26 protein-coding genes are annotated in these 25,203 nt (G+C 60.2%); 8 read left to right on the top strand and 18 right to left on the bottom strand.

The features are described 5' to 3' along the window. Nucleotides 1-86: 86 nt before the first annotated feature. Nucleotides 87-1,073, bottom strand: coding sequence for a diaminopimelate epimerase (locus BLR69_RS00945; protein WP_071495137.1), 987 nt, complete (start codon nt 1,071-1,073; stop codon nt 87-89). Nucleotides 1,074-1,254: 181 nt separating this feature from the next. On the opposite strand from BLR69_RS00945, the gene BLR69_RS00940 reads away from it, so the two are divergent. Then, nucleotides 1,255-1,917, top strand: coding sequence for a carboxymuconolactone decarboxylase family protein (locus BLR69_RS00940; protein ID WP_071495138.1), 663 nt, complete (start codon nt 1,255-1,257; stop codon nt 1,915-1,917). 268 nt (nt 1,918-2,185) lie between these two features. Further along, a complete protein-coding gene (locus BLR69_RS00935; protein ID WP_071495139.1) occupies nt 2,186-3,337 on the top strand; it encodes an MFS transporter in 1,152 nt (383 codons plus the stop codon). Nucleotides 3,338-3,339: 2 nt separating this feature from the next. On the opposite strand, the gene BLR69_RS00930 is transcribed toward BLR69_RS00935, so the two are convergent. The 7 genes from BLR69_RS00930 to BLR69_RS00900 all read right to left on the bottom strand — a co-directional run bounded on the left by BLR69_RS00930 (nt 3,340) and on the right by BLR69_RS00900 (nt 10,038). Next, nucleotides 3,340-3,903: a type III secretion effector protein gene (locus BLR69_RS00930; RefSeq protein ID WP_232000941.1), complete on the bottom strand. Its 564-nt coding sequence runs from the start codon at nt 3,901-3,903 to the stop codon at nt 3,340-3,342. Then, nucleotides 3,900-4,247, bottom strand: coding sequence for a hypothetical protein (locus BLR69_RS00925; RefSeq protein WP_071495140.1), 348 nt, complete (start codon nt 4,245-4,247; stop codon nt 3,900-3,902). The genes BLR69_RS00930 and BLR69_RS00925 overlap by 4 nt, the downstream gene beginning before the upstream one ends. Nucleotides 4,248-4,424: 177 nt before the next feature. Continuing rightward, nucleotides 4,425-4,592, bottom strand: coding sequence for a hypothetical protein (locus BLR69_RS30860; protein ID WP_166794308.1), 168 nt, complete (start codon nt 4,590-4,592; stop codon nt 4,425-4,427). A gap of 333 nt (nt 4,593-4,925) precedes the next feature. Continuing rightward, the gene (locus BLR69_RS30650; RefSeq protein WP_134434938.1) at nt 4,926-5,855 is read right to left on the bottom strand and encodes a type III secretion effector protein; all 930 of its coding nucleotides are present in this window, start codon (nt 5,853-5,855) and stop codon (nt 4,926-4,928) included. 199 nt (nt 5,856-6,054) lie between these two features. Beyond that, nucleotides 6,055-8,460, bottom strand: coding sequence for a TonB-dependent siderophore receptor (locus BLR69_RS00910; protein WP_071495143.1), 2,406 nt, complete (start codon nt 8,458-8,460; stop codon nt 6,055-6,057). Between the two features lie 97 nt (nt 8,461-8,557). Further along, a complete protein-coding gene (locus BLR69_RS00905; RefSeq protein WP_071495144.1) occupies nt 8,558-9,511 on the bottom strand; it encodes a FecR family protein in 954 nt (317 codons plus the stop codon). A 26-nt stretch (nt 9,512-9,537) separates the two neighbouring features. Beyond that, nucleotides 9,538-10,038 (bottom strand): sigma-70 family RNA polymerase sigma factor, encoded by a 501-nt coding sequence (locus BLR69_RS00900; RefSeq protein ID WP_071495145.1) that lies wholly within the window; start codon nt 10,036-10,038, stop codon nt 9,538-9,540. A gap of 221 nt (nt 10,039-10,259) precedes the next feature. On the opposite strand from BLR69_RS00900, the gene BLR69_RS00895 reads away from it, so the two are divergent. Beyond that, nucleotides 10,260-11,240, top strand: a complete 981-nt coding sequence (locus BLR69_RS00895) for a ketopantoate reductase family protein (protein ID WP_071495146.1) — start codon at nt 10,260-10,262, stop codon at nt 11,238-11,240. A 110-nt stretch (nt 11,241-11,350) separates the two neighbouring features. Here the strand turns inward: BLR69_RS00895 and BLR69_RS00890 are convergent, their stop codons facing one another. The 9 genes from BLR69_RS00890 to BLR69_RS00850 form a co-directional block, all read right to left on the bottom strand. Beyond that, a complete protein-coding gene (locus tag BLR69_RS00890) occupies nt 11,351-11,995 on the bottom strand; it encodes a CGNR zinc finger domain-containing protein (protein WP_071495147.1) in 645 nt (214 codons plus the stop codon). Between the two features lie 107 nt (nt 11,996-12,102). Next, nucleotides 12,103-12,708, bottom strand: coding sequence for an adenylyl-sulfate kinase (gene cysC, locus BLR69_RS00885; protein WP_071495148.1), 606 nt, complete (start codon nt 12,706-12,708; stop codon nt 12,103-12,105). Next, the gene (locus BLR69_RS00880) at nt 12,705-13,934 is read right to left on the bottom strand and encodes an MFS transporter (protein WP_071495149.1); all 1,230 of its coding nucleotides are present in this window, start codon (nt 13,932-13,934) and stop codon (nt 12,705-12,707) included. Before BLR69_RS00880 ends, cysC begins: the two co-directional genes overlap by 4 nt. Nucleotides 13,935-13,943: 9 nt before the next feature. Then, nucleotides 13,944-14,714 (bottom strand): class I SAM-dependent methyltransferase, encoded by a 771-nt coding sequence (locus BLR69_RS00875; protein ID WP_071495150.1) that lies wholly within the window; start codon nt 14,712-14,714, stop codon nt 13,944-13,946. Between the two features lie 7 nt (nt 14,715-14,721). Beyond that, entirely contained in the window at nt 14,722-15,858 is a 1,137-nt protein-coding gene (locus tag BLR69_RS00870) for a Rossmann-fold NAD(P)-binding domain-containing protein (protein WP_071495151.1), read from the bottom strand. Next, entirely contained in the window at nt 15,855-16,580 is a 726-nt protein-coding gene (locus BLR69_RS00865) for an SDR family oxidoreductase (RefSeq protein ID WP_071495152.1), read from the bottom strand. Before BLR69_RS00865 ends, BLR69_RS00870 begins: the two co-directional genes overlap by 4 nt. 10 nt (nt 16,581-16,590) lie before the next feature. Then, the gene (locus BLR69_RS00860; RefSeq protein WP_071495153.1) at nt 16,591-17,319 is read right to left on the bottom strand and encodes a sulfotransferase-like domain-containing protein; all 729 of its coding nucleotides are present in this window, start codon (nt 17,317-17,319) and stop codon (nt 16,591-16,593) included. Further along, nucleotides 17,316-18,539: a transaldolase family protein gene (locus BLR69_RS00855; protein ID WP_071495154.1), complete on the bottom strand. Its 1,224-nt coding sequence runs from the start codon at nt 18,537-18,539 to the stop codon at nt 17,316-17,318. The genes BLR69_RS00860 and BLR69_RS00855 overlap by 4 nt, the downstream gene beginning before the upstream one ends. 25 nt (nt 18,540-18,564) lie before the next feature. Next, complete coding sequence (locus tag BLR69_RS00850) at nt 18,565-19,269, bottom strand: HAD family hydrolase (protein ID WP_071495155.1); 705 nt, start codon at nt 19,267-19,269, stop codon at nt 18,565-18,567. Nucleotides 19,270-19,522: 253 nt separating this feature from the next. On the opposite strand from BLR69_RS00850, the gene BLR69_RS00845 reads away from it, so the two are divergent. The 5 genes from BLR69_RS00845 (at nt 19,523) to BLR69_RS00825 (ending at nt 24,215) form a co-directional block, all read left to right on the top strand. Continuing rightward, nucleotides 19,523-20,323, top strand: a complete 801-nt coding sequence (locus BLR69_RS00845) for a glucose 1-dehydrogenase (RefSeq protein WP_071495156.1) — start codon at nt 19,523-19,525, stop codon at nt 20,321-20,323. Beyond that, nucleotides 20,316-22,142: a glycoside hydrolase family 15 protein gene (locus BLR69_RS00840; RefSeq protein WP_071495157.1), complete on the top strand. Its 1,827-nt coding sequence runs from the start codon at nt 20,316-20,318 to the stop codon at nt 22,140-22,142. The genes BLR69_RS00845 and BLR69_RS00840 overlap by 8 nt, the downstream gene beginning before the upstream one ends. A 49-nt stretch (nt 22,143-22,191) precedes the next feature. Next, the gene (locus tag BLR69_RS00835) at nt 22,192-22,665 is read left to right on the top strand and encodes a cysteine hydrolase family protein (protein WP_071495158.1); all 474 of its coding nucleotides are present in this window, start codon (nt 22,192-22,194) and stop codon (nt 22,663-22,665) included. After that, nucleotides 22,662-23,222 carry a GNAT family N-acetyltransferase gene (locus BLR69_RS00830; protein WP_071495159.1) on the top strand — a complete coding sequence of 187 codons (561 nt, stop codon included), beginning with the start codon at nt 22,662-22,664 and terminating at the stop codon, nt 23,220-23,222. The genes BLR69_RS00835 and BLR69_RS00830 overlap by 4 nt, the downstream gene beginning before the upstream one ends. A 78-nt stretch (nt 23,223-23,300) precedes the next feature. Continuing rightward, nucleotides 23,301-24,215 (top strand): alpha/beta fold hydrolase, encoded by a 915-nt coding sequence (locus BLR69_RS00825; protein WP_071495160.1) that lies wholly within the window; start codon nt 23,301-23,303, stop codon nt 24,213-24,215. Here the strand turns inward: BLR69_RS00825 and BLR69_RS00820 are convergent. After that, on the bottom strand, nt 24,149-25,153 hold the full coding sequence (locus BLR69_RS00820; RefSeq protein WP_071495161.1) for a GlxA family transcriptional regulator: 1,005 nt from the start codon (nt 25,151-25,153) through the stop codon (nt 24,149-24,151). The two genes, BLR69_RS00825 and BLR69_RS00820, sit on opposite strands and share 67 nt — an antisense overlap. Nucleotides 25,154-25,203 lie beyond the last annotated feature (50 nt).

Genomic DNA, 25,203 nt, shown 5'->3' with positions numbered 1-25,203 from the left:
AAATGCCCTACATCAAACTTCTTAATAACAACTAACTGACAAAGAAACAGCCGACACTGAATCACAGCGTCAGCCGTTAAAAAACCTCAGGCCTGCAGCCGTGCGGTCCCGAATAGACTGACGCCGAGCAGCATTTCGCCCTGGGAGTGCAAGCGTACCGGCGCAACGCCACCCGGCATCACCACTGCGACTTCACCGCTCTCGACCCAGCCCGCACGCCATGCCGCGCAGGCGACGGCGCTGGCACTGGTGCCGGAAGACGCGGTCGGCCCCTCACCGCGTTCGAACACCCGCGCTATGACCTGGTTGCCAGGCTGGCGCGCCGCCCATTGCAAGTTGACCCCCGCCTTACAAGGCAGGCCACCGCCCGCAGGGGGCGCGAAGGCGATCGCCTTCAAGGGCTGGAACAGGTTTGGCAGCAGCATCTGAGCGTTATCCGGCAACGCCGAGAGCCGTAGGACCAGCGTCACACAATGGGGGTTGCCCACCCGCACGAATTGACTGGCAGCCCACTGTGGGCTGATCGCCGCCAGCTCGGTGACATGGCTCAGTTCAGTCCCCTCCAGAAACACCTGACCACCCCCCTGCGCGCCCACCGCCTCAGGCCCGAAGGCAGGCACCCCCAGCTCAAGCCAGAACCCTGCAACATCGTCACGAACGGCGGGTTCCACCCGAGTGGCGACTGGCGATGGCGCATCCGATTTGTCGTGATGGACCCGCAGCTCACAAGCCTCGGTCATCAGGCCCTGGTCGGTGAGGGCCTGGGCAAAAATCGTCAAGCCATTACCGCTGCGCTCGGCCAGGGAACCGTCGGTGTTTACGATCAGCAGATCGAACGGCGGCGCGTCCTGGAACGGCCCCACCAGCAAGCCATCACAACGATGGGACTTGCCATTGGCCGGACGTGGTGCCGAGCCCCAACTGCATTCGGAGGCGATGGCCGATTCTGCCCAGGCAGCACGAGTGCGCGCGGCACGCTCAGCGCTCTGCGGTACATCAATGCCCTTGCTGCTTAATGAGGCCGGGCTGACCACGCCATAGATATTGCCGCGAGCGTCGTAGAACAGGGTCATGAGGTCATCCACCGGAGCATGCGTTGATCACAGAGAGAAGCGGCTCGATTGTGTGGGATCCCAGCGTTGCACACCAGCCACAAGGCCTACACTACCAATTCCCCTGGATGGACGTTTTCATCAGGCCGAAGTCCGTGCGCAGTCGAGCAAACGCCGTCCTCTCTTGTCGGAGGATACAAGCATGAAGACCATCGCCCCACAAAGCCCTGTTGAAACGCTGTACCAAGAAGGCCGCAAGACATTCATCGAATTGGTACCCAATGGCGGCGCACGCCTGGATGCACTGTTCTGCACCGCACCGGCCCTCGGCGAGTTGGCGGTAGGCGTGGTGTACGGATACCTGCATGGCCGTTCCGGCCTTGACCATCGCCTGCAAGAGGCCGCGATCTTTGCCGCCATTGTGGCGGCGGGCATGGTCGGGCCGCCCTTGAGCGTGCACTTCAACACCAGCCTCGCCGAAGGCCTGGCGCCAGGTGAGTTGACCGAGCTGCTACTGCTTGTATCTGCCTTCACCGGGTTTCCCCGTGCGGTGGCGACGGCCGAGCAACTCAACCAGTTGTTCGCCAGCGCCGGCCTGCCCTCCCCCCCACCACCGACGCCTCGCGCCGTGGTCATGGCATTTTGCGACAGCGTCCGTCGGGACCAGCCCTCTTTTCCGGTGAGCGCCCAGGTTCGCAAACTCCTGCGCAAACCCCACCGGCTGTCGCTGCAGGCCACAGCAGCGGATCGAGTGGTGATCGAGAGTTACAAGGGCACAGAAACCAACCCCCGAGGGATGCTGCTGGTACGGGTGGCAAACACCCAAGTCGTTGAGGTCACCGCCTATAGTCCGATGCCTGACTGACGCGTTTTCAGAAGCAGCCTGGAAGGTGGTAATCCACCGCGAGAACCCTGGGGTTCAAACGCTCTCGCTGGGATTACGCACCTTCCAGACCGCCTCCTACAAACTTGGTACTGCTTATGTGGCCGCAAGTCGCCCTGGCGTTCCACGTTGTAAAAATAAAATTCAGGGCAGCCGGAATCCCAAGGGAACCCGGCTCGCACGCCAAGGCCTGATGTGCAAGGATGTCGCGCCGGACATCGTTCGTTGAACGCAAAACCAAGGATTTTTCATGACTGCCATCCCCACCTCAGCGCCCGTGGTTCCCGGGCGGCTGGAGCAAATGTCGACCCGTATCGCTTTCTTCATTGCCGGCTTCGGCATCGCGGCCTGGGCGCCGCTGGTGCCGTATGCCAAGGCTCGCGCCGGACTGAGCGAAGGCACTCTGGGCCTGTTGCTGCTGTGCCTGGGTGTCGGTTCGATCATCGCCATGCCCGCAGCGGGTGCATTGGCCTCACGTTTCGGCTGCCGACGCGTATTGAGCGCCGGGACGATCATGATCTGCCTGGCATTGCCGATGCTGGCGACGGTGAGTTCGATTCCGCTGCTGATGGCTGGGTTGTTCCTGTTTGGTGCCGGGCTGGGCACGGTGGATTCCACAGTCAACTTGCAGGCGGTGATCGTTGAGCGCGCCAGCGGAAAAACCATGATGTCGGGCTTTCATGGGCTGTTCAGCCTGGGCGGGATCGTCGGTGCGGCGGGTGTCTCGGGTTTGCTGGGACTGGGCCTGTCGCCATTGCAGGCGACCCTGGTGGTGATCGTCATTACGCTGGCGGCGCTGCTCAAGGCTGCGCCGCACCTGCTGCCCTATGGCAGTGAAAGTTCCGGCCCGGCGTTTGCCGTGCCCCACGGTGTGGTGCTGTTTATCGGCTGCCTGTGCTTTATCGTTTTTCTGGCCGAAGGCGCGGTGCTCGACTGGAGCGCCGTGTTTCTCAGTGCCGAACGCGGCCTGGACGAAGCCTATGCAGGCCTGGGTTATGCAGCATTCGCCTTGACCATGACTGCAGGACGCCTGACCGGCGATGCCATTGTGCGGCGCCTGGGCGCCACGCGCGTTATCGTGATAGGCGGCGCATTGGCCACCGCAGGCATGTTGCTGGCCACCTTGTTTCCGGCATGGGAAACCGCACTGCTGGGCTATGCGCTGGTCGGTGCCGGCTGTTCGAATATTGTGCCGGTGCTGTACACCGCCGTCGGCAAGCAAAAGGTCATGCCGGAACACATCGCGGTGCCGGCCATTACCACCTTGGGTTACGCCGGTATTCTTGCCGGCCCCGCCGTGATCGGCTTTATCGCCCATGGCAGCAGCCTGAGTACCGCCTTTTTGCTGATCGCCCTACTGCTGGCCGCGGTGGCCATCAGTGGCAAAATCCTCAAGGTCTAACGTCAGCGTGCTTTGCGCTCCTTGTACCGCTCCCGCCAGAGATCAAGGCTCTTGTTACTGAGATAGCCTGCATGATGAGGCGGGCCGAACAGTCGCGGGCTGTTGACACGTTCCAGTGAGAGCAGCAGCCCCGGGCGCTCGATAATGTTCTTCGCGGTATAGACACAGAGTTCGCTGTACCTGGGCTTGGGCATGCCGGTAGAAGATTCCAGCATGGGGACACCGTCATGATCAACGTCGTAGGGGTCCTGCATGACCTTCATGAGCGTTTCAATCGCGAGGTACTGATACGGTTCAAAAAGGAACGTGCGGTCCTTGGTCGGGTCCCTCAGTTGCTCGAACAGGTTCTTCAAGGCCTGTACTACGCAGTCATTGTCTTGGGCATGGAACGGGTCCTGGCTGAACTCACTGGGCGAGCTGTTACCCGGTAAAGCAGCGGCTGCCATGAGACTGTCTCGCGTGATGTAACCGTCGCGGTTCATGATCGCGTCAATCAGTGATGGACGCTTGAGCAGTTCGCGGACGACGTTGATGACCCTGTTCAGCTCCTCGCTTTGCCCCATCATTCAGCGGCCACCCGGCACAACGCAGAGTACGTCAATCGCCCCTCTTTCAGAAACAGGTGCAGCAAACCGAAGCCTTTTTCCAACGCTTGCGCCAGTTGCCTGTCGGTCCAGGTTGCGTCGGGTTCGCTGACCTGTGCGCGTGCGGTGGGCGCATTCTGCAGCGCCCGGTGACTGAGCCCGAGTTGCGCTGTGCGGAACAGCCTTGGCCTGTGCGCCCCATCCGGCTGCGCAGCACAAACCGTATTCCAGGTGTAAGGCTGGGCGGCCGGTTGTGACAGGGTTGATCGCTCACTTGCGACATTCGGGGCCGGCCGGCAGAGTCTTGATACACCCTCGATACTCATGCGTTTTCTCCAACTTTTTCAGATCCTCACCGGTTTGGTGAGCGCGACCGTGATCACCGAAATCATTGAAGGGACTCCAGGCAGACGGGCACCTGATGTGTGGCCGAATACATACGGCAGTTCCGTCAGATCGGTAACTACCAATGACAGCATGTAAAAAGATGCTGACACCGGGCATCAATTGCCCCTCTGTCTGCGCAACCAGGCCTTCAAGCCATCGAAGACCCCGACGCTTCCTGGCCCCTTGGCATCATCCACCGAGTGCAGTCCAGACTCGGGCAAGCCGCGGAAAAAGTCATCGGCGACCGGCGCCTGGAACTTGCCCTGACCATCGAAGGCCTTCATACGGCGGGTCTCGGCAGCGTGTGAATACGGCGTGCCCAGAGGATCCTCTGAAGCGATGCCTCTACCTGCTGCGGGGAGGTCCGGCTCATGGCCAGAGCCAGTAAACCCCTGGCAGCCCACGGGCGGGCGGTTGAAGGAGGTTGAAGTCATTGGTTAGCTCTCACGTGTTAGCTGAAGAGTGACCGTTTTTAACAAAGCCGTTGGATAGGAGGTCAGTGGCATTGAGCGCAAACAGTTCACGCACGATGGATGACCGCGCCGCAACCGTTGTGGCGGCGCATGAACGCTAATTAGCGAAACGTCAGTAACCTCGCCACAGGACTGGTTTAGAAGTCATTTTTTGAACAGCTTTGCCACCAAATCGCGGTGATGGAAAAGGAGTTCCTTCGCCAGTTGGGTCTGATGGTCCTTCTCAGAATCACCCGTCAGCGGTCTGTTTGCCCACCACAGGAGGACTTCGATCGGTGGATTCCGGCCCCAATGCTCACGCACTTCTTGGCGCAACTGCTTGTCGCTGTAGTAGGTGAAGTAGTCTTCCCTTTTGGCAAGCATGTCCAGCCTTTGTGGGCTGGCCAAAGGCTCCCGTGCGCCTGTGACTGGGTTTCGGAAGATGGCATCCATCAGGTTCGGATCTTTCAAGACTTGCCTGGCCAGGCGAGTTTCCTGGTTCCTTTTTTTGTTCTCTTCTTTGTTCGGTCCGTATTCAGGGAGCAATGGCCGATTCGCCTTCGCTTTAATGCTGTCAACGCTCATGTAACCCAGGTACCTGGGGTCCTCGAAGGCTGGAAATTTGTCACGCATTAGCCGCAACAACTGTTCACGGCTCATCAGGCTATAGTCAGCATCAGATTCGCACGGTCGTGTCGGACATGGCTTGCCAACAGTAGGATTCGGTCGTGGCGGCGGGTTGCTCCAGCCAGGATTCGGCCTTGGCGGCGGATTACTGCAGCCTGGATGCATCGGTGGTCGGTGACCAGCAAACCAACTGGCCATCAATTCTCTGAACCTATGCAGCAAACTGAACGGCATGAACGCGCTGTGCTGACCCGGAAAGTGACGCTCCATGGCTGGCTGAGCGTTACCAAACACAGGCCCGGACTTGTGCTCATTGGAGTGAAAACTGACGCTGGCAGCGCCATGGTCATTGAAAGCAGGCGCTTTAGGCGCCGGGCCAGCGGGTTTGGCCTGAGGCTTGGCGTCTGCCGGCGCCCGGTTGGACGTCGTTGAAGCAGATGTGGATACATCGAGGGTCGGTACCGACATGAGTTTCTCCAATACAGTGAGCGTGACCTTCAGGCTGCCGCTTCAACGTAGCGTCGAGACCCATCAGGTATGTCCATGTGTGGAGTTTGCGTCGGAATCAGTTCCGCGACAGACAGCCAAATGCGCTGTGCACACGTAGGAAACAGGCAAAAAAAATCGCAGCCCTAAATGGAGCTGCGACTTTTCCTTTCAGAATGAATCAGAACCCGACACTGGCCTGTACGAAGAACGTACGTGGTTCGCCCAGGTACAACCCGGCGTTGTTGTCACTGGAACGGGTGTAGTGCTGTTGGTCGAAGACGTTCTTCACGCCCACACCCAACTTCAGGTTGGACAACTGCTCGCCAAAGTCATAACCACTGCGCACGTTGACCGAGACGTAGCCCGGAATATCACCGTACTGGCCGTCAGCCGTGCCCTGGGTGACATAGGTGCTGGTCGTACCGGGTGCACGCTGGCCGGACTGGGCGTACACATCCAGGTTGTGGGTCCAGCGGTTGACGTCGTAGCGCAGGCCCAAGGTGGCCACCTCACGGGAGTACAGCGGCAAGTCACGGCCCTTGAACGGTACGTCACCTTCGGAGGTAGCCTTGGTGTAGGTGAAGCCGGCATTGGCGGTCAGGCCATCCAGGCGCGGGTCCAGGTTCGACAGGTCATAGTGCGCCGAGGCTTCGATACCGGTGTGCTTGGTGGCGCCGAGGTTGGTCCAGCCTACATCGTTGCTGACGTATTGCAGTTCATCCGAGAAGTCGATGTAGAAGAACGTCAGCTCACCGCCCCAGACATTGTCGTTGTAGCGTGTGCCGACCTCGTAGGTCTTGGCCTTTTCCGGGTTCAGGCCGTTGGCGGTCTGGTCGCCGGTGCCGCCCTGGCCCAGTTGGAAGTACTGCAGGCTGCCAAACGAAGTCTCGTAGTTGGCGAACAGTTTCCAGGCGTCGGAGACGTGGTACATCACGCTCAATGCCGGCAGCGGTTCGTTGTTGTGGACTTCGCGGCGTTTTTCCTGGGTTCGGGTGCCGTTCAACGCGATCACCGGGCGGTCGTGCCATTCGGTGCGAATATCTTCGAAACGGATCCCCGGAGTCACCGTCCACTTGCCGATATCGATCTTGTTATCGATGTAGAACGCGTTGGCCTCGGTGCCCCCGGTGCGATCCTGATAGACATGGCCGTCGCTCTGCCCGCCCGGCGTCGGTACATTGTTGACCAGATTCAGGCTGGTCGCCTGCTCGTGCATGCCTTCCTTGAGGTAGCGATAACCCAGGCTGACTTCCTGGGTGCTCGGGCCTACATCGAACACATGGGAGACGCGTGGCTCGATGCCGAAGGTGTAGTAGGTGCGCGGGTAGGAACCGAGGGTCTTCAGGTCGCGGTTGGCGATGTTGCTGCCGCGGAAGCTGTCGGAGTAATAGGTCAGCACTTCGGCCTGGGTACGGTCGTCGATCTGGCGGATGTATTTGAAGGATACGTCCTTGCGGCGGCCGCTGAAGTTGTCCCAGTCGCGTACCGATTGGTACGGGTTGGCATCGAACTGCTTCTGCGTCAGGCCGCCGGGCATGTCGGCGCTGGCGTCGTAGTAGTGGAAGTTCAGCGAGAAGTCGTCTTGATCGGTCGGCGCCCAGTGGGTCTTGAAGATCACGTCGTCGATGTCGTTGGAGTTGTTGCTGTTGCGGTAACCGTTGCCATTGACCCCGGAATACAGCAAGGCGGCGCCGATGCCGTTGTCGGCGGTGCCGCCGATAAATGCATTGTCGACGTGCTTCCAGCCACCATGGGCAGAGGTTTGCAGGGTGGTGCCGACTTCACCGGAGAATTTCTCGGGGATGGCGCGGGTCACGAAGTTGATTACGCCGCCGACGTTTTGTGGCCCGTAACGCACGGAGCCGGCACCGCGTACCACGTCGATGCTGTCCAGGTTACCCGCGGAAATCGGCGCCATCGACAGTTGTGGCTGACCGTACGGCGCAAACGCTGCCGGTACACCGTCGATCAACACGGTGGAGCGTGGCGACAGGCGCGACGTCAGACCACGTACGCCAACGTTGAGGGAAATATCGCTGCCGCCGGTGCCGTTGGATTCCTGCACCTGCACACCCGGCACACGGCGCAGTACGTCACCGACGTTCATCGCACCCTGCTCCACCATGGCTTCGCGGCGGATCACGGTGCGCGCGCCGGGGTGGTTCTGCACCACTTCGGCATTGGCGTCGCCGAGCCAGTCGCCCACCACCTTGATATCGGTGGCGCCCAGTTCCAGTGGCGAGCCGGCTTCACCGGTGCCGCTGTTCAATGGGCGCAGAGTCACGGAGCCGGCATCGATCTGGTAGTCCAGGCCGCTGCCTTGCAGCAACTGGCGCAGGGCTTGTTCGGGGGAGAGGTTGCCGTCGACCGCCGGCGCTTGCTTGCCTGCAACCAGCTCAGGGCTGAAGAACACTTGCAGGGACGTCTGCTGGCCCAACTGGCTCAGCGCCGCACCCAGGGGCTGGGCCTTGATATGGATAGCCTCGGCGGCGTAGGCCGCAGGCAGCGCGGCACTGACCGCAAGCGCCAGGGCCAGCGGCGCCCAGCGGGAGATTTTATTGTTGTTCACGGCGAGTTTTTTCACGTCGAACCTAGTCCTGTGATCGCAAGAGTGTGCGGCTGTTAATGCAAACCAGTTGCAGTTGCAGGAGAAGACGAAGAACTCGAAAAAAACCTGAATGTCAGCGTGAAATAATTTCCTGGCTGCCGTCCGGCAAGGTGCGCAGCGCCACCGGCAGAATGTGCGGCAAGGCCTTGAGCAAGGCGTCGGTGTCATTGGCCTTGAACACGCTGGTCAGGCGCAGGTTGCCCACCGCCGGTGTGCTGACCCGCAGCGGTTGCTCGCGATAACGCGAGACTTCCCGGGCTACTTCGCCCAACGAAGCATTGTTGAAGACCAGCTTACCGGTACGCCAGGCGGTCAATTCTTCGGTATTCACCGCGTAGGCCGCGGCCACCCGCCCATGATTGTCGACATGGCTGCCCAGGCCCGCCGTCAGCGTCAGCTCCTTGTCCGGCGAGCGGCCTTGTACCTTTACGGTGCCGGCTTCGACCATGACGCGGGTCTGGTCGTCATCGCGGCGCACATCGAATCGCGTGCCGGTCACGGTCACTCGCCCTGCGCCGGCCACCACGACAAAAGGCCTGCTGGTGTCATGTTCGACGCTGAACATCGCTTCGCCCTGCTTGATCTCGACGCCACGCCGACCTTTTTCGTAACGCACCGTGACGATGCTGCGGCTGTTGAGGTCCATCACCGAACCGTCGGGCAAGGCCACCTGGCGATGTTCACCCAGGCGTGTGCTGAACTCGGCGCTGTAGGGCTTCGGATAATCCAGCCCACTGAACAGGCCCAACCCCAGCGCAACGGCGATCACGCTCGCAGCTACCGCATAACGCAGGACGGCACGGCGTTTTGGACGCTCCACGGGAGCTTCGCACAGCGCCTGCAGGCGGGCTTTGGGCAGTAAGTCAGCGGCGCTCCACACGCCCTGCAATACATCGAATTCGTACTGGTGATCGGGATGTTCAGTGCGCCATGCGTCGAAACGCTGGCGTTCGGCAGCACTCAACTGGGCGTCTTGCAGGCGCACAAACCATTGCGCGGCTTCGTCTCGGGCACGGTTATCCATCATGGATGATCCTGTTTCAGAGCGGGCGATCATGGCGCCATCGCGTCCAGGCGGTCGCGCAGATGCCGCAGGGTGCGGATCATATACTTTTCCACCATGTTTTTAGACAGCCCCAGGCGGTCGGCAATTTCCTGTTGGGTGAGGCCCTCGATTTTCTGCCAGATGAAAATCCTGCGGCAATTGAGCGGCAGTTCGGCCAAGGCCCGCTCGATAGAGTCCGCCAACTGGATCGCGTGCATGAAATGCTCCGGGTCGCCCGTGTGCGGCGAGCGCTGATCAAAGGCTTCCAGGGTCATGGCCTCGCGACGGTCTTCGCGTCGAAAGGCGTCAACGGCAATATTGCGCGCCGTTTGATGCAGATAGGCCCGGGGTTGCTCAACCTCGGAGGATTTTGCCTCAAGCACCCGCACAAAGGTGTCATGGGCCAGGTCTTCGGCCTGCTGGCGGTTTCTCAGGCGGCGCGTCCAGGTCCCGATCAACTCTTCGTAGTGTTCGAAAAAGCCTGTTCTGCGGGGCGGCTGAGGGATCATCGCGGGAGCACTGGGGAGGCGGGACGTGAATAGTAATGCTTCCTATTAAGTGGAGCAATTGCTACCTGTCCTCCCCAAGGCGGAACATGAAAATAAGACACCACGGGTGATTCGGTGTGGTCAACCGGCCTGAAACTATGCAGGATTATGTGTGTTCGTTTGGCCGGCTCAAGACTGCTTTTCCCAACCCTGTTATGCCACTTCTCTTTTGAGGTATGTCCATGCGCATCACTGTTATCGGTGCTGGAGCCATCGGTGGTTTCCTAGCGTGCAAACTGTTTGCCGCCGGCCATGAGGTGAACGTGATCGCTCGCGGTGCATCGCTCGCAGCCATTGGCGAACAGGGGCTCATGCTGCACACGGGGGATGAACTTTTAACTGCCCGCGTGTGCGCAACCTGCATACCCGAAGAACTGGGTATCCAAGACCTGGTTATTTTTGCGGTCAAGGCGCCTGCGCTGCCGACGGCGGTGGCAAGTGCCAAGGCGTTGATCGGCCCGCAGACCGTGGTCATCTCCGCGCTCAACGGTTTGCCCTGGTGGTTCTTCCTGAAGTCGACACAGGCACTTTCGGGCCTGCGCCTGGAAACGGTCGACCCGCACGGCGTGATAGAGCAGGCCATCCCCATTGATACCGTGGTCGGCTGCGTCGTATTCCCGTCCTGTACCGTGCTCAGTCCGGGCGTGATCAAGCATATGTCCGGAAGCCGAATCGTGTTTGGCGAACCGGCTGGCGGCGACAGCGAGCGCGTTGAAACCCTCACCAAGGTGTTTCGTGAGGCCGGTTTCGATGCACACGCTCACGCCAATGTGCGCGAAGAAATATGGCTGAAACTCTTGGGAAACGCGTGCTTCAACCCCGTCAGCCTGCTGGTCGGCCGTGCGACCGACGAGATGATTGATGACCCCTTTCTCCATACCGTGTTCATCAACATGATGGACGAGTTGCTCGACCTGGGAAGACAACTGGGTCTTGCCCCCGAGATAGATCCCAAGCAAAGGATCGCAATCACGCGCAAGCTCGGAAAGGTGAAAACGTCCATGCTGCAAGACGTGGAAGGGCGTAAACCTGTCGAGCTCGAGGCCATCCTGGGTTCCGTTGTAGCGGCGGCTGATCGAGTAGGAGCACCCATTCCGTGTACGCGGACCACCTATGCCTTGGCGCGTATGCAGGCAATGACCCTGGGGCTTTTGCCCGGCTGAAGGGCTGGCACGCCGCTCAACGAAACACCGCTCGCAGCGTCAGACCGGGTCCATCCAGTTTTGCTGCGCTAGCACTGAGTTTTTTCGCGAGCAAGCTCGCTCCTACAGGTCTAAGGTGGGCTCGCCACCTGTTTGAGCCGGCTGAGTTTCTCCCGGCTGCCGCACACGCTCATCTGGCACCACTTGCGCTGTTTGTTCTTGGAGATATCGAGGAACACCCAGTCGCAGTCAGTAGCGCTGCAACTGCGCAATGTGTGCAGATCACCGGAGACCAGCAATTGGGTGGCCTCGATGGCCAACCGCCCCAGCACCATGGCCGTGAGCTCCTGCGCCGTGGTGCAGGCCATCCACGCCCAGGCAGGCTTGCCCTCGACAGAACGCAGCATCCGTCGTGCAGCGCCTTGCTGGAAGGTCTCGTTGATCTGCTGCAAGGCGTCGTCGGGCGCGGCAGCTTGCAAGGACAACGGGTAGAACACTGCGTACAGGCATTCCCTGAACGCAATGATCGCGTCGAGGTTGGGTTGATAGGCAATCGATGACTCAAACACCATCGGCTTGTAGTCATCGAACTCCTGGGCCGAAATCAACGACGCATGCAGCGCCCATTCAAAGAAGAACTGAAAACTGGTCAGCCGTTCTTCAATGACCTTGAGCGACGTGCCGGGGCGCCGCCCATTGGTGGTATTGATAAAGTCCAGGACCCGGGCCCCACCAATCAGACGGATCGATTTTGCAGTGCCCGTAAAATGTGTCATGCCCACTCCTGAAAAAACGCGTTCTCCCTGCGATGACGCAGATTACCTTGTTTTTTCAAGTTGCAGACATTGTCCTCCCGGCGCAAAGCCGACGCAAAGACAGACGGCTAACCGCGACTGTCGTTGTGCCCCACCCAATCAAGAATCGCCTCGACCGACTGCTGCACTGACAGCGCCTGGGTATTCAAATGCACTTCCGGAAACACCGGCACGTCGTACTGGGAATCGATCCCGGTAAAGTGCTTGATCAACCCCGCGCGGGCTTTTTTATACAGGCCCTTCGGGTCACGTTGTTCGGCGATTTCCAACGGCGCATCCACATGCACTTCGACAAAAAACTCATTGCCGATGATCGAACGGGCGTAATGCCGACTGGCCGACGAGGGTGAAATCAGCGCCACGATCACCATCAGCCCCGCCTCCATCATCAAGCGGGCCACTTCGGCGACCCGCCGGATATTTTCATCGCGGTCGCTGTCGGTAAAACCCAGGTCCCGGCACAGCCCACCACGCACTGAGTCGCCGTCAATGATGGCGGTCATCCGTCCTTGCTCCTGCAGCGCACTATCGAGCGCATCGGCGATAGTCGATTTGCCGGACGCCGAGATCCCCGTCATCCAGATGACCGCAGGCATGTGCGCGTTTCCGGTGCGCCGATGGCTGTACGCAAACGCGTGCAGGTTCTGGCTTGGACTGTCTGGAAAATAACTCATGGCCGCTCGCCCTCCTTCGCCGCAACCGGCGGTTTACCCAACATGAACACCATCACGCACTGCACGAACAGCAGCAGCGCAACCACCCAGTAGACCGTCGAAAACGACCCGGTAAGGTCTTTGGAAAAGCCACCCAGGAAGTTGCCGCACACCCCGCCCAAGCCGATCAGCACATTGGCGATGCCAAAGGCCTGGGTCAGCCGGCTGACCGGCACGATCTGCCCGATGTAACTGGGGACCAGCCCGAAAATGGGGTAGAACGCCAGCGCAAACAGGAACGCAGCGAGGTAGAACAGCGGGAGGCTGTTGAAACTGAACACCAGGGTGGCGGCCAGTCCTGCGCTGAGGAAACACATCGCCAGCGACGCCCGCACCCCGACCTTGTCGGCAATCCACCCCACCAGAAAGCCCGAGGCCATGCCCACCGCACCGATGGTGGTCCAGATAAACCCGGCGTCTTGTACCGAAACGCCCAATTCATCGCGCAGAAATGGCGCCAGGTACGTCTGGAACGGCAGCAATGCCATGCCATTGAGAAACGCGATGGCCCAGGTCAGGTACAGCGAGCGGCTGAGCCAGGGTTGCTGGCTGTCCGACGCACTGGCGCGCTCACCGGCGAACCCGGTGTCCTGGCTTGCCGACAGGTTGCGCAACAGAAACCAGGCCACCACGCACAGGGCCACCGAGATCAGGCCGGCGGTGAGCCAGATCGAGCGCCAGCCACCATTCAAGGTCAGGAACGACACCAGCAAGCCATTGATGAACACGCCATAGCTGGTACCACTGGAGATCAGCCCCATGACCCGCGAGCGATTGCCCGGGCTGAAGCCCTTGGTGACGATTTCCGCCAGCGGGATATACACCGAGGCGGAGCAGCCACCGAGCAGGATCAACAAGGCACCCGACAACCAGATGCTGTCGCTGACGCTCAGGCCCAGCAGCGCCAGGGACGTCATCACGGTGGACACCAGGCTGATTTTCCAGCCTTCGAAGAAACGGCTGATGTAACTGGTCACCGATGAAAACAGTAGGAAGCCAATCTGCGCGCCGCCGGTGATCAGGCCCACCGTGGTGTAGTCAAAGCCGATATCGCGGCGCATGTCCACCACCAGGTTGGCGAACAGGTAAACCCCGAAACCATAGGTGCTGGCCACAAAGCCGGTGAGGACCACCGCCAGCACGACACTGTCCAGTGGGCGGGCATTGCTCTGTACGAGTGTGCTCATCAAGCCTCCCTATTCGGCGCGCGCAGTGTGGATGACGAAATCACAGGCCATCATGTCGTAGTCACGCTCGAAATCACCGTAGCTTTGATGGTCGGTAAACCCGGACTTGAGCACTTCCCCCTTCAATTCCCCCGGCAACAGTGGGTAAACCTGCAGCCGGTACTGCTGCGCGTCATCGAAGGAATAGATGAACTCACACAGGTGCTCATCGACCTGACCCAAGCTCACCGAAGCGTTTGTACCGCAGTAATAGTAATGACCGCTGGCTTTGAATTTACCGGCACGGATGGCGAAGAAGTTGCGCTGGTCCACAATCAGCAACCCGCCCGGCTTGAGCAAGGCCCTGAATTTCGCCAGCACCCTCAATCGATCATGGGCTTCAAACACATGGCACAGCGAACTGCCCAGGCACACCACGGCGTCGAATTGCCCGAGCTCCTGCGAGTCCAGTGAATGCCAGTCGCGGTAATGGGACTGGATATCCAGGCCATGTTTACGAAAGTTCGCCCGCGCCTTGGTCAACATGGTGCTGCTGCCATCGGTGGCGACCACATCAAAGCCCGCCTGCTTGAGCTGGACGGCATGAAAACCACTGCCCGTCGAGACGTCGATCACCGACTGCACGCCGTGGCTTCGCAACAGGTTTTCAAAGAACCCGCCCTCCCCCGCCTTGCGTTTCTCCCAATCGATCAACTCATCCCACCGTTCGACAAATGCCGTCGAGTACTGCGTGGAGTAACTGGCCACGTCGTTGTGCTTGTTTCTGGTCATCTGATTCATGACGCACCTACCAGGTTGAATTCTTGAAGGACAGGTACTTGCTCGCCAACTCATGGGCAAACTCGGCGGACTGTTCGATGGACATGCTGTGCTTGGAGTACCCCAGCATCGACTGCATGACGGCCATGCACTGCGGGTTGTAGGTGACGGAACCATCACAATGGATTTCGTCGATGCCGTCCTGGCTCTGGCAGATGCTGTTGATGCGCACCGCCTCATCCTGCGGGCAGGCCTCGGAGAACTGCACCTGGATCCGCCCCTCGTGCAGTTGCACGGGATAACCGCCCGGAAGCCCAAGTGGGCCAGGCGCATGCACCCACACCGGCGTGGCTGAAAACAGCCCTTCGATCACCGTGACGGCGGAGCACGCCGTGAGGAACTGCCCGTCCACCCCACCCAGGCGACGGAACTCGGATTTCACCGTAGAAAAAATCGCCTCGGCCGGCAGGCGGGGCGCCTGTGGGCGGTCGCGCACTTCATACAACAGGCGGTAGCTGGCATGCGGTGGCAGACCACAGCGCGGCACGTAGTGGCTGAAGTAGTGCTGGGCGTACAACTGCACCTGTACATCGGCCGGCGCACATTCGAGTAACCGGGCGATGGAAAAGCGTACCGCCGGAATCAGGTTGGCCACATTGCCCACGCCGATATCGGGAGCCAGGCCGACACGCGCCAGGATCGGGTTGACCGCATCGGGGAACGCCGCGTTGACGGTTTTGGCCGAGATGCCGGAGGCCTTCACCGCCTGCATCAGGCAGTGCATCAACGTCAGGTGCATGGGCAGCCACGGCCCGAACTGGGCCTGGTCGAGCTTTTCGAACGACAGCTTGGGCAAGCCGGTAATCACCCGCCACGACTGCAGCGACGCGCAGTTCACCAGCAGGTCCGGGGCTTCCTCGCGCAGCAGCTGGGTCACCTTGCCGATGTCCCTAAGATCAGCAATCACCGGCTTGATCGCAATGAATTGCGCCAGTTGCGCACACGACAGTGCCACCAGGTTGCACAGCCGGATCGTCGCCTCTTCATTGCGGCCCAACACCACAAACTCGAACGCGTTTTTCGGCCCGAGAATCTTGAGGATTTGCAGGCACAGGTTGCCGGCGCCCACCAGCAGCAGTTTTTTCTTGCGCATCGAATGGCTCACCGTGGGTAGGCTCCGTTGTCGACCGAAATCACCCTGCCGGTGCTGTGACGCATGGCGTCGCCGACCAGCAGCATGATGACCTCAGCCACACCGCCGGGCCGGATCGGATCCTTGAGAACTTCCTGGCGTGCGTACTCGGCGCGGCGGTATTCGGGGATTGTGTCGTAGATGGCGGTGTCATGGATCAGCGCCGGAGACACCACGTTTACCCGCACGAACGGCGCAAAGTTCCAGGCGTTGGCCTTGGTCAGGCCGATCACCGCCGCCTTGGTGGCGCCGTAGAGGGCATCGCAGCTGCCCACTTCACCGGCCACCGAAGCAATGTTGACGATGCTGCGCGGGGCTTCGTGGGTCATTTCCCGTTCGGCGAAGTCCTTGGACAGATAGACCAGTGCCTTGAGATTGACGGTGAGGATTTCGTCGATCTGCTCATCGGAATAGGCGTAGACGCTTTTACCGTGATAAAGCCCGGCGTTATTGACCAGGCCATAAATAGTTGCATGGCGCTCATACAGTTTAGGAATAAAACCCTTGATAACCGCCATATCGGAAAAATCGGCAATCTGCGCTTCGAATACTTCAGCGCCGTAGAGTCGCTGTAAAACATCGAGGCCTTCGGCATCCTTGTCGGCGCCAATAACGAAGTAACCCTGTTGAATCGCCATGTCCACAGTGGCCCGACCAATGCCGTTAGCCGCTCCGGTAACAATCAACTTCTTCATACAACCATCCTTATTGGCAAAATTCATTCATGCGCGCGTAGAAAGTTCGATGGTATTCATACATCGCTTTTAACTTCGGGTATTGCTCAAAGGCTTTCATATCAATGTATGGTTTATCCGGCGTCACAATACGTTCACTGTTTTCCGCCGCAGCATGCCAACGACGCCAGGTTTTCCATTGTTGCGGGCACTCTCGCTTCCACGTCATGGCGTGCGGCAGAAACTCAATACCCAGGTAATCGCACAACTTACGAATCACCCGCTCGGGTGCAGCGGCCAAATCATCGGCGTTAATCACATAGGGCACTTTGCCCGTGAGTTTTGTAACCACGCAAAAGATGTCGTACAGGGCTTTATGCCCAATGGCCTGCAGCGGCATATCCGGATGCACCCGATGATGGGAAATAATGCTGCTGGCCGGTTCACGAATAAGAAAGATATTGTCCTGTTGCGCAAGAAACCCACGGTCGACTTTCAAATCATCCAGGCAGTGGTAGCACATGTCTTTATGAAATACGTTGGTGCGCTCACGCGCGGTCAACAGATGCTGTTTTATACCCTGGTACGTCGTGGGCAAACTGTGATCCCACTCATCCGAAGGGATCGCCGAGTCCTCGGAAAACGCCATGTGCGCAAACGGCTCGTGGAAGACCTCAAAATCGCCCCGCTCGATAAACACACGTTCCAGCACGGTGGAGCGCGAACGTGGGTGTGCCCATAACCCGATCATCCGGTTCATGCGATCACCCCGAATTCGGCGGCCAGCAACGCGTTGAGCGCGCGCTTGAAGGGCTTGGTCACCGGGCAGAGTCGAACGCAGTAATCGGCCAGGCGCCGGTGCGCGCTGTTGGCCTCATTGCAGGCGTTGATAAACGCCTCGTGGTTGCCAAAGTCATACGGCTCGATGCTGTCGACAAAGTAGGCTTCGTAGAAGTACGGGATACGGATCAGCTTGGCGAAGGTCGACGCGGGCGGTTTCTGTGGTCCGACGGCGGGCACCACCGGTTTGCCGTGGCTTTCGCGCTCGATGAGAAACTCCACCACATCCGGCGTCAGCGTGTAGCAGGTTGCCGCATGCCCGGTCTTTTCGAGGTGCCAGCAATGCTTGTTGCCTCGCTCGTCCACATCGACTTTGATGCTGGACAGCAGGGTTTGGACCGGCACGCTAGCGGCCGCCACCAACGCCTGGACCTGCTCGTAGATCATCAGCTCGGCCCAGCGCAGCTCCTCGGCGCTGAATGCCAGGCCACGCTCCGCGGCCTGCAGCGTGAGTTCGGGCTGACAGGCGAAACGCCCGATCATGAAGGTGATCACGTACTTGCAGTGGGCAGTATCGATCCCATTGCTGCGCGCGGTCGCCATGCCGCGCTCGATGGCCTGGATGCCGGCCTGGAACTGCGCAACCGTGAAGCAGAAGGTGATATTGATCGACGCGCCCTGGGCGGCCAGTTGCTCGACGGTCACCAACCCCTCCAGACTGCCGGGCACCTTGACCATCACATTCGGTGCGAGGCGATGCAGTTCCAGCCCCCTGACGGTCATGCGCTCTGTGCAACGCACATCCACCGGGTCGACCTGCGCTGAGATCCAGCCTTCGACCTGCGCGGATTGGACCCACAGCGGCTGGAGTGCCGCCGCCCCTTCGACGATGACCTCGTTGTACAGCTGTTTGTGCAACTGGCTGGGAGACAGGCTCGCCAGGTTGAAGCGCGATGACCAGTATTCGCGCTTTTCAAGGATAACGGCGGTCACCAACCGGGGATTGGTGGTCACACTGCACAAGCCCCGGGGCTCGGAGAAATCGTCCGGCATCAACGCATCAATATAAGATGCGGCGGCCGGGTACTTATCCAGCAGGTGCTGTTTGTAAGGCAGGTAAACGGCAGGCGATGAATCCCACCATACCTGTGAAGATTGATCGTTGCGTTTAAGTCTTTCCAGGTAACCCAGTGTGTTCACAACGCCTCCTCCCTGAGTAATAAGATCAATTGAAAATCGCCAGTACTTCACGCATGTCGGCGATCGGTAATGCGCCGGCAGCCGCCAACTGTGCATGCCGGTGCGGTGGACCAAAACCCAAAACTTTTATATTGGCTGCGACGGCCGCCTGAATACCCGTGACACTGTCTTCAATCACCAACGCATCATTTACGTCAACGCGATAAGTTTCACAGGCCGTTAGAAACACCAGGGGGTCTGGCTTCCACCTACCCACTTCATAACAACTGAATACTCGCCCTTCGAAGTAGGAAAACAGCCCCGTAATACGCAAGCAGTGTTCTATCTTGTTGCGTGGCGCACTGGAGGCAACGCAATAAGGAACTTGCAAACCCTGCAGCACTTCCACAATGCCATCCGTCGCTTTCAAACCCTGTGTCAATGCCTCCAGCGCTCGCTTGCGAAAGTGCTGTTCAAACTCACGGTCCAGGCAGACATTTAAAATCTGTTCAGCCTCACGCAAACAGTCCGCGATCTTGCGTCCACGAAAGTGTTCGATAAAACGTGCCACATCAAGTGTGGCATTACCCTGCGCAAGCGCATTAAGCATGGAGATCAACACAGACAGGGTGATTTCTTCACTTTGGACGAGTACACCGTCGCAATCAAAGATCACTAACTTCGGCATGCCAACTAAGGCAGCGGTTTTTGCCTGAACTGGTAGTTCCCCTATATCGGCCGAAAGGCACATAGATACCTCTTGCAAGTGGCCCCGCGATGACATCCGAACTACCAACGGAGCGGGTTGAGGTGTGCCTATAAGACACGCGGACAAAAAGCCTGTCAAACGCTTTTAAGCGGTTTTTTAGTATCTTATGGTTATTTTTTATAGTTCTGTTATTCCATTTTCCACCATGGTTGTAGTCGCTAAATTCACACGGCTGAACTTCCCTTGCGCAGCGTCAGTCAGCTACTTGAACTCACGAAATAAAGGTCGGTGAGCAATGCGTATCTCGTTGGAGCAACAAGTGGCGCTGGTAACCGGCGCCAGTTCCGGAATCGGTGCCGGCGCGGCCAAGGCTCTGGCACAAGCCGGAGCGGCCGTGGTGCTGAATTACAACAGCCAGGCCGCCCCCGCCGAGGCATTGGCCAAGCAGATCAACGCCGAGGGTGGCCGGGCGATTGCCATCGGCGCCAACGTCTCAATAGAAGAAGACGTAGAACGGCTGTTTGCCCAGGCCTTGGACGCCTTCGGCCACCTGGACATCCTCGTGGCCAACTCCGGCCTGCAGAAGGACGCCAACCTGGTGGACATGAGCCTCGACGACTGGAACACGGTGATCGGCGTCAACCTCACCGGCCAGTTCCTGTGTGCCCGTGCCGCCGTGCGTATCTTCAACCGCCAGGGCGTACGCGATGGCGTATCGCGGGCGGCCGGCAAGATCATCCACATGAGCTCGGTGCACCAATTGATCCCCTGGGCCGGGCATGTGAACTACGCGGCGTCCAAGGGCGGCGTGGAGATGTTGATGCGCACCCTCGCGCAGGAAGTCAGCGAACAGCGCATCCGCATCAATGGCATTGCGCCGGGAGCGATCCGCACCGCCATCAACCGTGCCGCCACCGAAGGCGCAGCGGAAAAGGAACTGCTGAAGCTGATTCCCTATGGACGGGTTGGCGATGTGGAAGACGTGGCCAACGCCGTGGTGTGGCTGGCCAGTGATGCGTCCGACTACGTCGTGGGCAGCACACTCTTTATTGATGGCGGCATGAGCCTGTATCCGGAGTTCCGTGGCAATGGTTGATTTGAAGAGCGAACAACAAAGCCCCATCGATGCCCACGGCATCATCGGTGATATGCGCAGCGCGGCACTGGTGAACGACAAAGGCAGCATCGACTTCTTCTGCTGGCCGGAATTCGACAGCCCGTCGGTCTTCTGTTCGCTGCTGGACAGCCCCGATGCTGGCATCTTCCAACTCACCCCGGAGCTGCCCAACGCGCGTCGCGAGCAGATTTACCTGCCCGACACCAACGTCCTGCAAACCCGCTGGCTCAGCGACGACGCCGTGGTGGAGATCACTGACCTGCTGGCCATCAGCGAAGAAATCGACGACCTGCCGCTGCTGATCCGCCGCGTGCGGGTGGTCAGCGGCACGGCCGAGATTCATCTGCGCTGCGCCGTGCGGCACGACTATGCGCGCACGCCCACACACGCCAGCCTCGACAACGGCACCGTATGCTTCAGCGCCGATGGCCAGCCCGGCCTGCGCCTGTCCGGCAGCCATCCGCTGCTGATCGAGGACTGCGCTGCCGTGGCGCGCTTTACTCTGGACCAGGACGAAGGTGCCGAGTTCGTCCTCGGCGGCCAGGACGACGAACGCGTGGACAGCGGTTGCACCGACCTGGCCCTGGCCCACACCTTGAAATTCTGGCGCGGCTGGATCGCGCAATCGAACTACCGTGGACGCTGGCGCGAAATGGTCAACCGCTCAGCCCTGGCACTCAAGCTGCTGACGTCACGCAAACACGGCGCGATCATCGCCGCCGCCACCTTCGGCCTGCCGGAAAGCCCTGGCGGAGAGCGCAACTGGGACTATCGCTATACCTGGATCCGCGATGCATCGTTCACCGTCTACGCCTTCATGCGCCTGGGCTTTGTCGACGAGGCCAACGCCTATATGCGTTGGCTCAAGGGCCGCGTCAGTGACTGCTGCGGCCAGCCGACCAAGATCAATATCCTGTACGGCATCGACGGTCGCCAGGAACTGCCGGAAGCCGAGTTGGACCACTTCAAAGGCCACGGCGGCGCGAAGCCGGTGCGCATCGGCAATGGGGCATTCGACCAGATCCAGCTGGACATCTACGGTGAACTGATGGACGCGGTGTACCTGGTCAACAAGTACGGCGAAGCCATCTCCCACGAAGGCTGGAAGCACACCGTGGACGTCGCCGACCAGGTCTGCGAAATCTGGAACACCCAGGACGTGGGTATCTGGGAAATGCGCGGCGAGCAGCACCACTTCCTGCACTCACGACTGATGTGCTGGGTAGCGCTGGACCGTGCCATCCGCCTGGCGTCCAAGCGTTCACTGCCGGCGCCATTTGCGCGCTGGGACCAGACCCGCCAGGCGATCTACGCCGACATCTGGAGCAACTTCTGGAACGAGGAGCGCGGGCATTTCGTGCAGCATATCGGCAGCACGGCGCTGGACGGTTCGATGCTGCTGATGCCGCTGGTGCGCTTTGTCGCGGCGACCGATCCGCGCTGGCTCTCTACCCTGGAAGCGATCCAGAAAAGCCTGGTGCGCGACGGCATGGTCTACCGCTACCGCAACGACGACAGCCAGATCGACGGACTGCAAGGTACCGAAGGTGCGTTTGCGGCCTGCTCGTTCTGGTACGTCGAATGCCTGGCCCGCGCCGGCCAGGTGGAAAAAGCCCACCTGGAATTCGAACAACTGCTGCGCTACGCCAACCCCCTGGGTTTGTACGCCGAAGAGTTCGACAACCAGGCCCGACACCTGGGCAATACGCCCCAGGCCCTGAGCCACTTGGCATTGATCAGCGCGGCGACGTTCCTCGACCGCAAGCTCAGTGGGGAGAAAACCACCTGGCAACCCTGAAATAGCCTGTGCACAATGGGCAACCCTCCAGGCCACGGACAGGAACACCATGCGCCAGGTACTGCTGATCATCGATGTGCAACCCTCGTTCAACCCTCCCGCGTGGCTGGTGGACGGCATCAATGCCCTGCTGGGTCGCATGCCGTCAATCGCCACCGTGGAGCGTCACGACGAGCGCATCACCCCCTTCACCCGGCAACTTGGCTGGCAACCGGCACCGGATGACCAAAGCCTGATTGCGGCGGACCGCATCTTCATCAAGCACGGCTACGCGCCGACACCCGAGACCGTCGCCTACCTGAAAAGCCTGGCCCCCGAACGCGTGCTGGTGTGCGGTATCCAGACCGACACCTGCGTGCTGGCGGCGGGGTTTGCGTTGTTTGATGCCGGGTTGCAGCCGACGTTGATCAGCGATCTGACCATGGGCTCGTCGCTGGATCGGTCGGGGCAGTTGGGGGTGGACCTATGGCGGCATCACTTTGGGCACGTGGTTGATCGAGACCAGGTCGCTGCCACCTTATGACCCCCTTTCCTACCCTGCACACTCAACGCCTGCAACTGCGGGAGTTGGTGACCCAAGATGCCCAGGCGCTGTTCGCCATCTACCGCGATACCGACAGTATGCGCTGGTTCGGCGCTGACCCGATGACCGACATTGCCCAGGCAAAGCGCCTGATCGAGACCTTTGCCCAATGGCGTACCCAACCGAATCCGGGAACTCGCTGGGGGCTGGAGTTCGAGGGCCGGTTGATCGGCAGCTGTGGCTTGTTCAAGTGGAACCGTGGATGGAACAGTTGCTCGCTGGCCTGTGAGCTTGCACCGCAATTCCGAGGCGAGGGTCTGATGAGCGAAGCGCTGCGCACCACCCTGGAATGGGGTTTCAGGCAGATGCACTTGCAGCGAGTGGAAGCGCTGGTTCATCCACATAACCACGCGTCCCGCGCTTTGCTGGAGCGTCTTGGCTTCAAAGCCGAAGGAAAACTGCGAGAAGCCGGATTCTGGAACGGCCAGCGACATGACCTTGAAGTGCTGGGGCTGCTGGCGCGGGAATGGCCGTATCAATCCAGACTGGACAAGTAATCCCGCAGTCTCAAAACCCACCCCTTCCCGTCACACCTTTCGACTAGAGTTCCAGCATCTCTGGCCAGTTGATGAACCATGACCATGACACCCCCACTGCTCCACGTACGCACGTCAATGCTCGATGTAGCCTATGAAGCCCATGGCCCCACCGACGGCAAACCGGTGATCCTGCTGCACGGCTTCCCTTACGACCCACGTGCCTATGACGCGATTGCACCGGTATTGGCCGGGCATGGCTACCGGGTGCTGGTGCCCTACCTGCGCGGTTACGGCCCGACACGGTTTATCAACGCGCAGGTGATGCGTTCCGGGCAGCAGGCGGCGCTGGCCCAGGACCTGCTGGATTTCATGGATGCACTGGCGATCCCGCAGGCCACGCTGGCCGGGTACGACTGGGGTGGGCGCGCCGCGTGTATCGTCGCGGCGCTGTGGCCAGAACGGGTGCATGGGTTGGTGACCGGGGATGGCTACAACATCCAGAACATCGCCAAGTCGCTGAAACCCAGGGCGCCGGTGACGGAGCATCGCTTGTGGTACCAGTACTACTTTCATACCCAGCGCGGGGTGGACGGCTTGACCGCCAACCGTGGCGAATTGTGCAAACTGTTGTGGTCGCTGTGGTCGCCGTCCTGGGCCGAGGGGCCGGGGCTGTATGCGCAGACGGCGCCATCGTTCGACAACCCGGATTTTGTCGAGGTGGTGATTCACTCCTACCGCCACCGCTTCATGTACGCACCTGGCGACCCGGCGCTGGAAGCTATCGAGCAGGCCCTGGCGTTGCAGCCGGCGATTTCGGTGCCGAGCATTTCATTGTGCGGTGCCGATGATGGAGTGGGCCCACCGCCCGAAGTGGATGATGACGTGGAGCACTTCAGCGGGTTTTATCGGCGACAAGTGTTGCCCGGAGTGGGTCACAACATCCCTCAGGAAGCACCGCAGGCCACACTGGATGCGGTGTTGGAATTGCTCGGCGAAAAGCGTTCACGGTAAGCCTGGGGCGTCACCGACAAGGCGCGCAGAAAGCTGCGACGCAGGGTTTCTTCGCAACCGAACCCACATTGCACGGCAATGCGTTTGATCGAGGCACTGCTATCAGCCAATTGCCGGCGCGCGGTTTCGACGCGGATGAGTTCGACGGCACGCGCCGGGGTCTGGCCGGTTTCGGCGCGGTAGTGGCGCACAAAGCTGCGCTCGCTCATGCCGGCCTGGGCGGCCAGGGTCGGGATGTTCAAATCCAGGGTGAGATTTTCGGCCATCCAGGCGTGGAGTTCGGCGAAGCGGCTGTCATCTTTTTGCAGGGACAGGGTCACGCTGAATTGCGACTGGCCACCGGGGCGCTTGAGGAACACCACCAGGTGCCGCGCCACTTCCAGGGCCACGGCGCGGCCCAGGTCTGCTTCCACCAGCGCCAGGCACAGGTCGATACCGGCGGTGACGCCAGCGGAGGTCCACACTGCGCCCTGCTGGATGAAGATCGGGTTGGACTCCACCGTCAGCGCAGGGAACTTGCGCGCCAGCTCTTCGCAACGGGTCCAGTGGGTGGCCACGCGGCAGCCGTCGAGCAGGCCGCTGGCGGCCAGCAGGAAAGCGCCGGTGCACACCGATGTCATGCGGCGGGTGTGTCTGGCTTTCTCGCGCACCCAGTCCACCAGCGCCGGGTCTTCAGCTGCGCCATACACGCCCCAGCCGCCTGCGATCACCAGCGTGTCGCACGGCGCATCAACGGCGGGCAGCGCCTCGGCGACCAGCGCCAGGCCGGCGGAGGTCATCACCGGCTGCGCTTGCGCGGCGATCACCGATACCGCGTAAGGCAAAGGTTCGCCGCGCTGGCGCGCCAGGTCATTGGTGGAGGCAAACACCTGCAGCGGCCCGGTGACATCGAGCACCTGGGCGTTATCGAAAGCGAGTACATGGACGATTCGAGGCATGATTGGCGTGATTCGTGGGTTCAATGGCGTATTCGCCAAAGCCTAGGCCT

This window comes from Pseudomonas azotoformans, assembly GCF_900103345.1.
GTDB classification, from domain to species: Bacteria; Pseudomonadota; Gammaproteobacteria; order Pseudomonadales; family Pseudomonadaceae; genus Aquipseudomonas; species Aquipseudomonas azotoformans.
Note: the sequence above shows the minus strand (reverse complement) of the source record. Positions and strands in the feature narration are given on the sequence as shown.

Coding starts and splice junctions, on each gene's coding strand:
- BLR69_RS00945 (WP_071495137.1), bottom strand. CDS start 1,073: ATGACCCTGTTCTACGACGCTCGCGGCAATATCTATGGCGTGGTCAGC.
- BLR69_RS00935 (WP_071495139.1), top strand. CDS start 2,186: ATGACTGCCATCCCCACCTCAGCGCCCGTGGTTCCCGGGCGGCTGGAG.
- BLR69_RS00875 (WP_071495150.1), bottom strand. CDS start 14,714: ATGAATCAGATGACCAGAAACAAGCACAACGACGTGGCCAGTTACTCC.
- BLR69_RS00930 (WP_232000941.1), bottom strand. CDS start 3,903: ATGATGGGGCAAAGCGAGGAGCTGAACAGGGTCATCAACGTCGTCCGC.
- BLR69_RS00840 (WP_071495157.1), top strand. CDS start 20,316: ATGGTTGATTTGAAGAGCGAACAACAAAGCCCCATCGATGCCCACGGC.
- BLR69_RS30650 (WP_134434938.1), bottom strand. CDS start 5,855: ATGTCGGTACCGACCCTCGATGTATCCACATCTGCTTCAACGACGTCC.
- BLR69_RS00865 (WP_071495152.1), bottom strand. CDS start 16,580: ATGAAGAAGTTGATTGTTACCGGAGCGGCTAACGGCATTGGTCGGGCC.
- BLR69_RS30860 (WP_166794308.1), bottom strand. CDS start 4,592: ATGAAGGCCTTCGATGGTCAGGGCAAGTTCCAGGCGCCGGTCGCCGAT.
- BLR69_RS00830 (WP_071495159.1), top strand. CDS start 22,662: ATGACCCCCTTTCCTACCCTGCACACTCAACGCCTGCAACTGCGGGAG.
- BLR69_RS00940 (WP_071495138.1), top strand. CDS start 1,255: ATGAAGACCATCGCCCCACAAAGCCCTGTTGAAACGCTGTACCAAGAA.
- BLR69_RS00825 (WP_071495160.1), top strand. CDS start 23,301: ATGACCATGACACCCCCACTGCTCCACGTACGCACGTCAATGCTCGAT.
- BLR69_RS00860 (WP_071495153.1), bottom strand. CDS start 17,319: ATGAACCGGATGATCGGGTTATGGGCACACCCACGTTCGCGCTCCACC.
- BLR69_RS00845 (WP_071495156.1), top strand. CDS start 19,523: ATGCGTATCTCGTTGGAGCAACAAGTGGCGCTGGTAACCGGCGCCAGT.
- BLR69_RS00895 (WP_071495146.1), top strand. CDS start 10,260: ATGCGCATCACTGTTATCGGTGCTGGAGCCATCGGTGGTTTCCTAGCG.
- BLR69_RS00880 (WP_071495149.1), bottom strand. CDS start 13,934: ATGAGCACACTCGTACAGAGCAATGCCCGCCCACTGGACAGTGTCGTG.
- BLR69_RS00925 (WP_071495140.1), bottom strand. CDS start 4,247: ATGAGTATCGAGGGTGTATCAAGACTCTGCCGGCCGGCCCCGAATGTC.
- BLR69_RS00900 (WP_071495145.1), bottom strand. CDS start 10,038: ATGATCCCTCAGCCGCCCCGCAGAACAGGCTTTTTCGAACACTACGAA.
- BLR69_RS00835 (WP_071495158.1), top strand. CDS start 22,192: ATGCGCCAGGTACTGCTGATCATCGATGTGCAACCCTCGTTCAACCCT.
- BLR69_RS00820 (WP_071495161.1), bottom strand. CDS start 25,153: ATGCCTCGAATCGTCCATGTACTCGCTTTCGATAACGCCCAGGTGCTC.
- BLR69_RS00890 (WP_071495147.1), bottom strand. CDS start 11,995: ATGACACATTTTACGGGCACTGCAAAATCGATCCGTCTGATTGGTGGG.
- cysC (WP_071495148.1), bottom strand. CDS start 12,708: ATGAGTTATTTTCCAGACAGTCCAAGCCAGAACCTGCACGCGTTTGCG.
- BLR69_RS00850 (WP_071495155.1), bottom strand. CDS start 19,269: ATGTGCCTTTCGGCCGATATAGGGGAACTACCAGTTCAGGCAAAAACC.
- BLR69_RS00905 (WP_071495144.1), bottom strand. CDS start 9,511: ATGATGGATAACCGTGCCCGAGACGAAGCCGCGCAATGGTTTGTGCGC.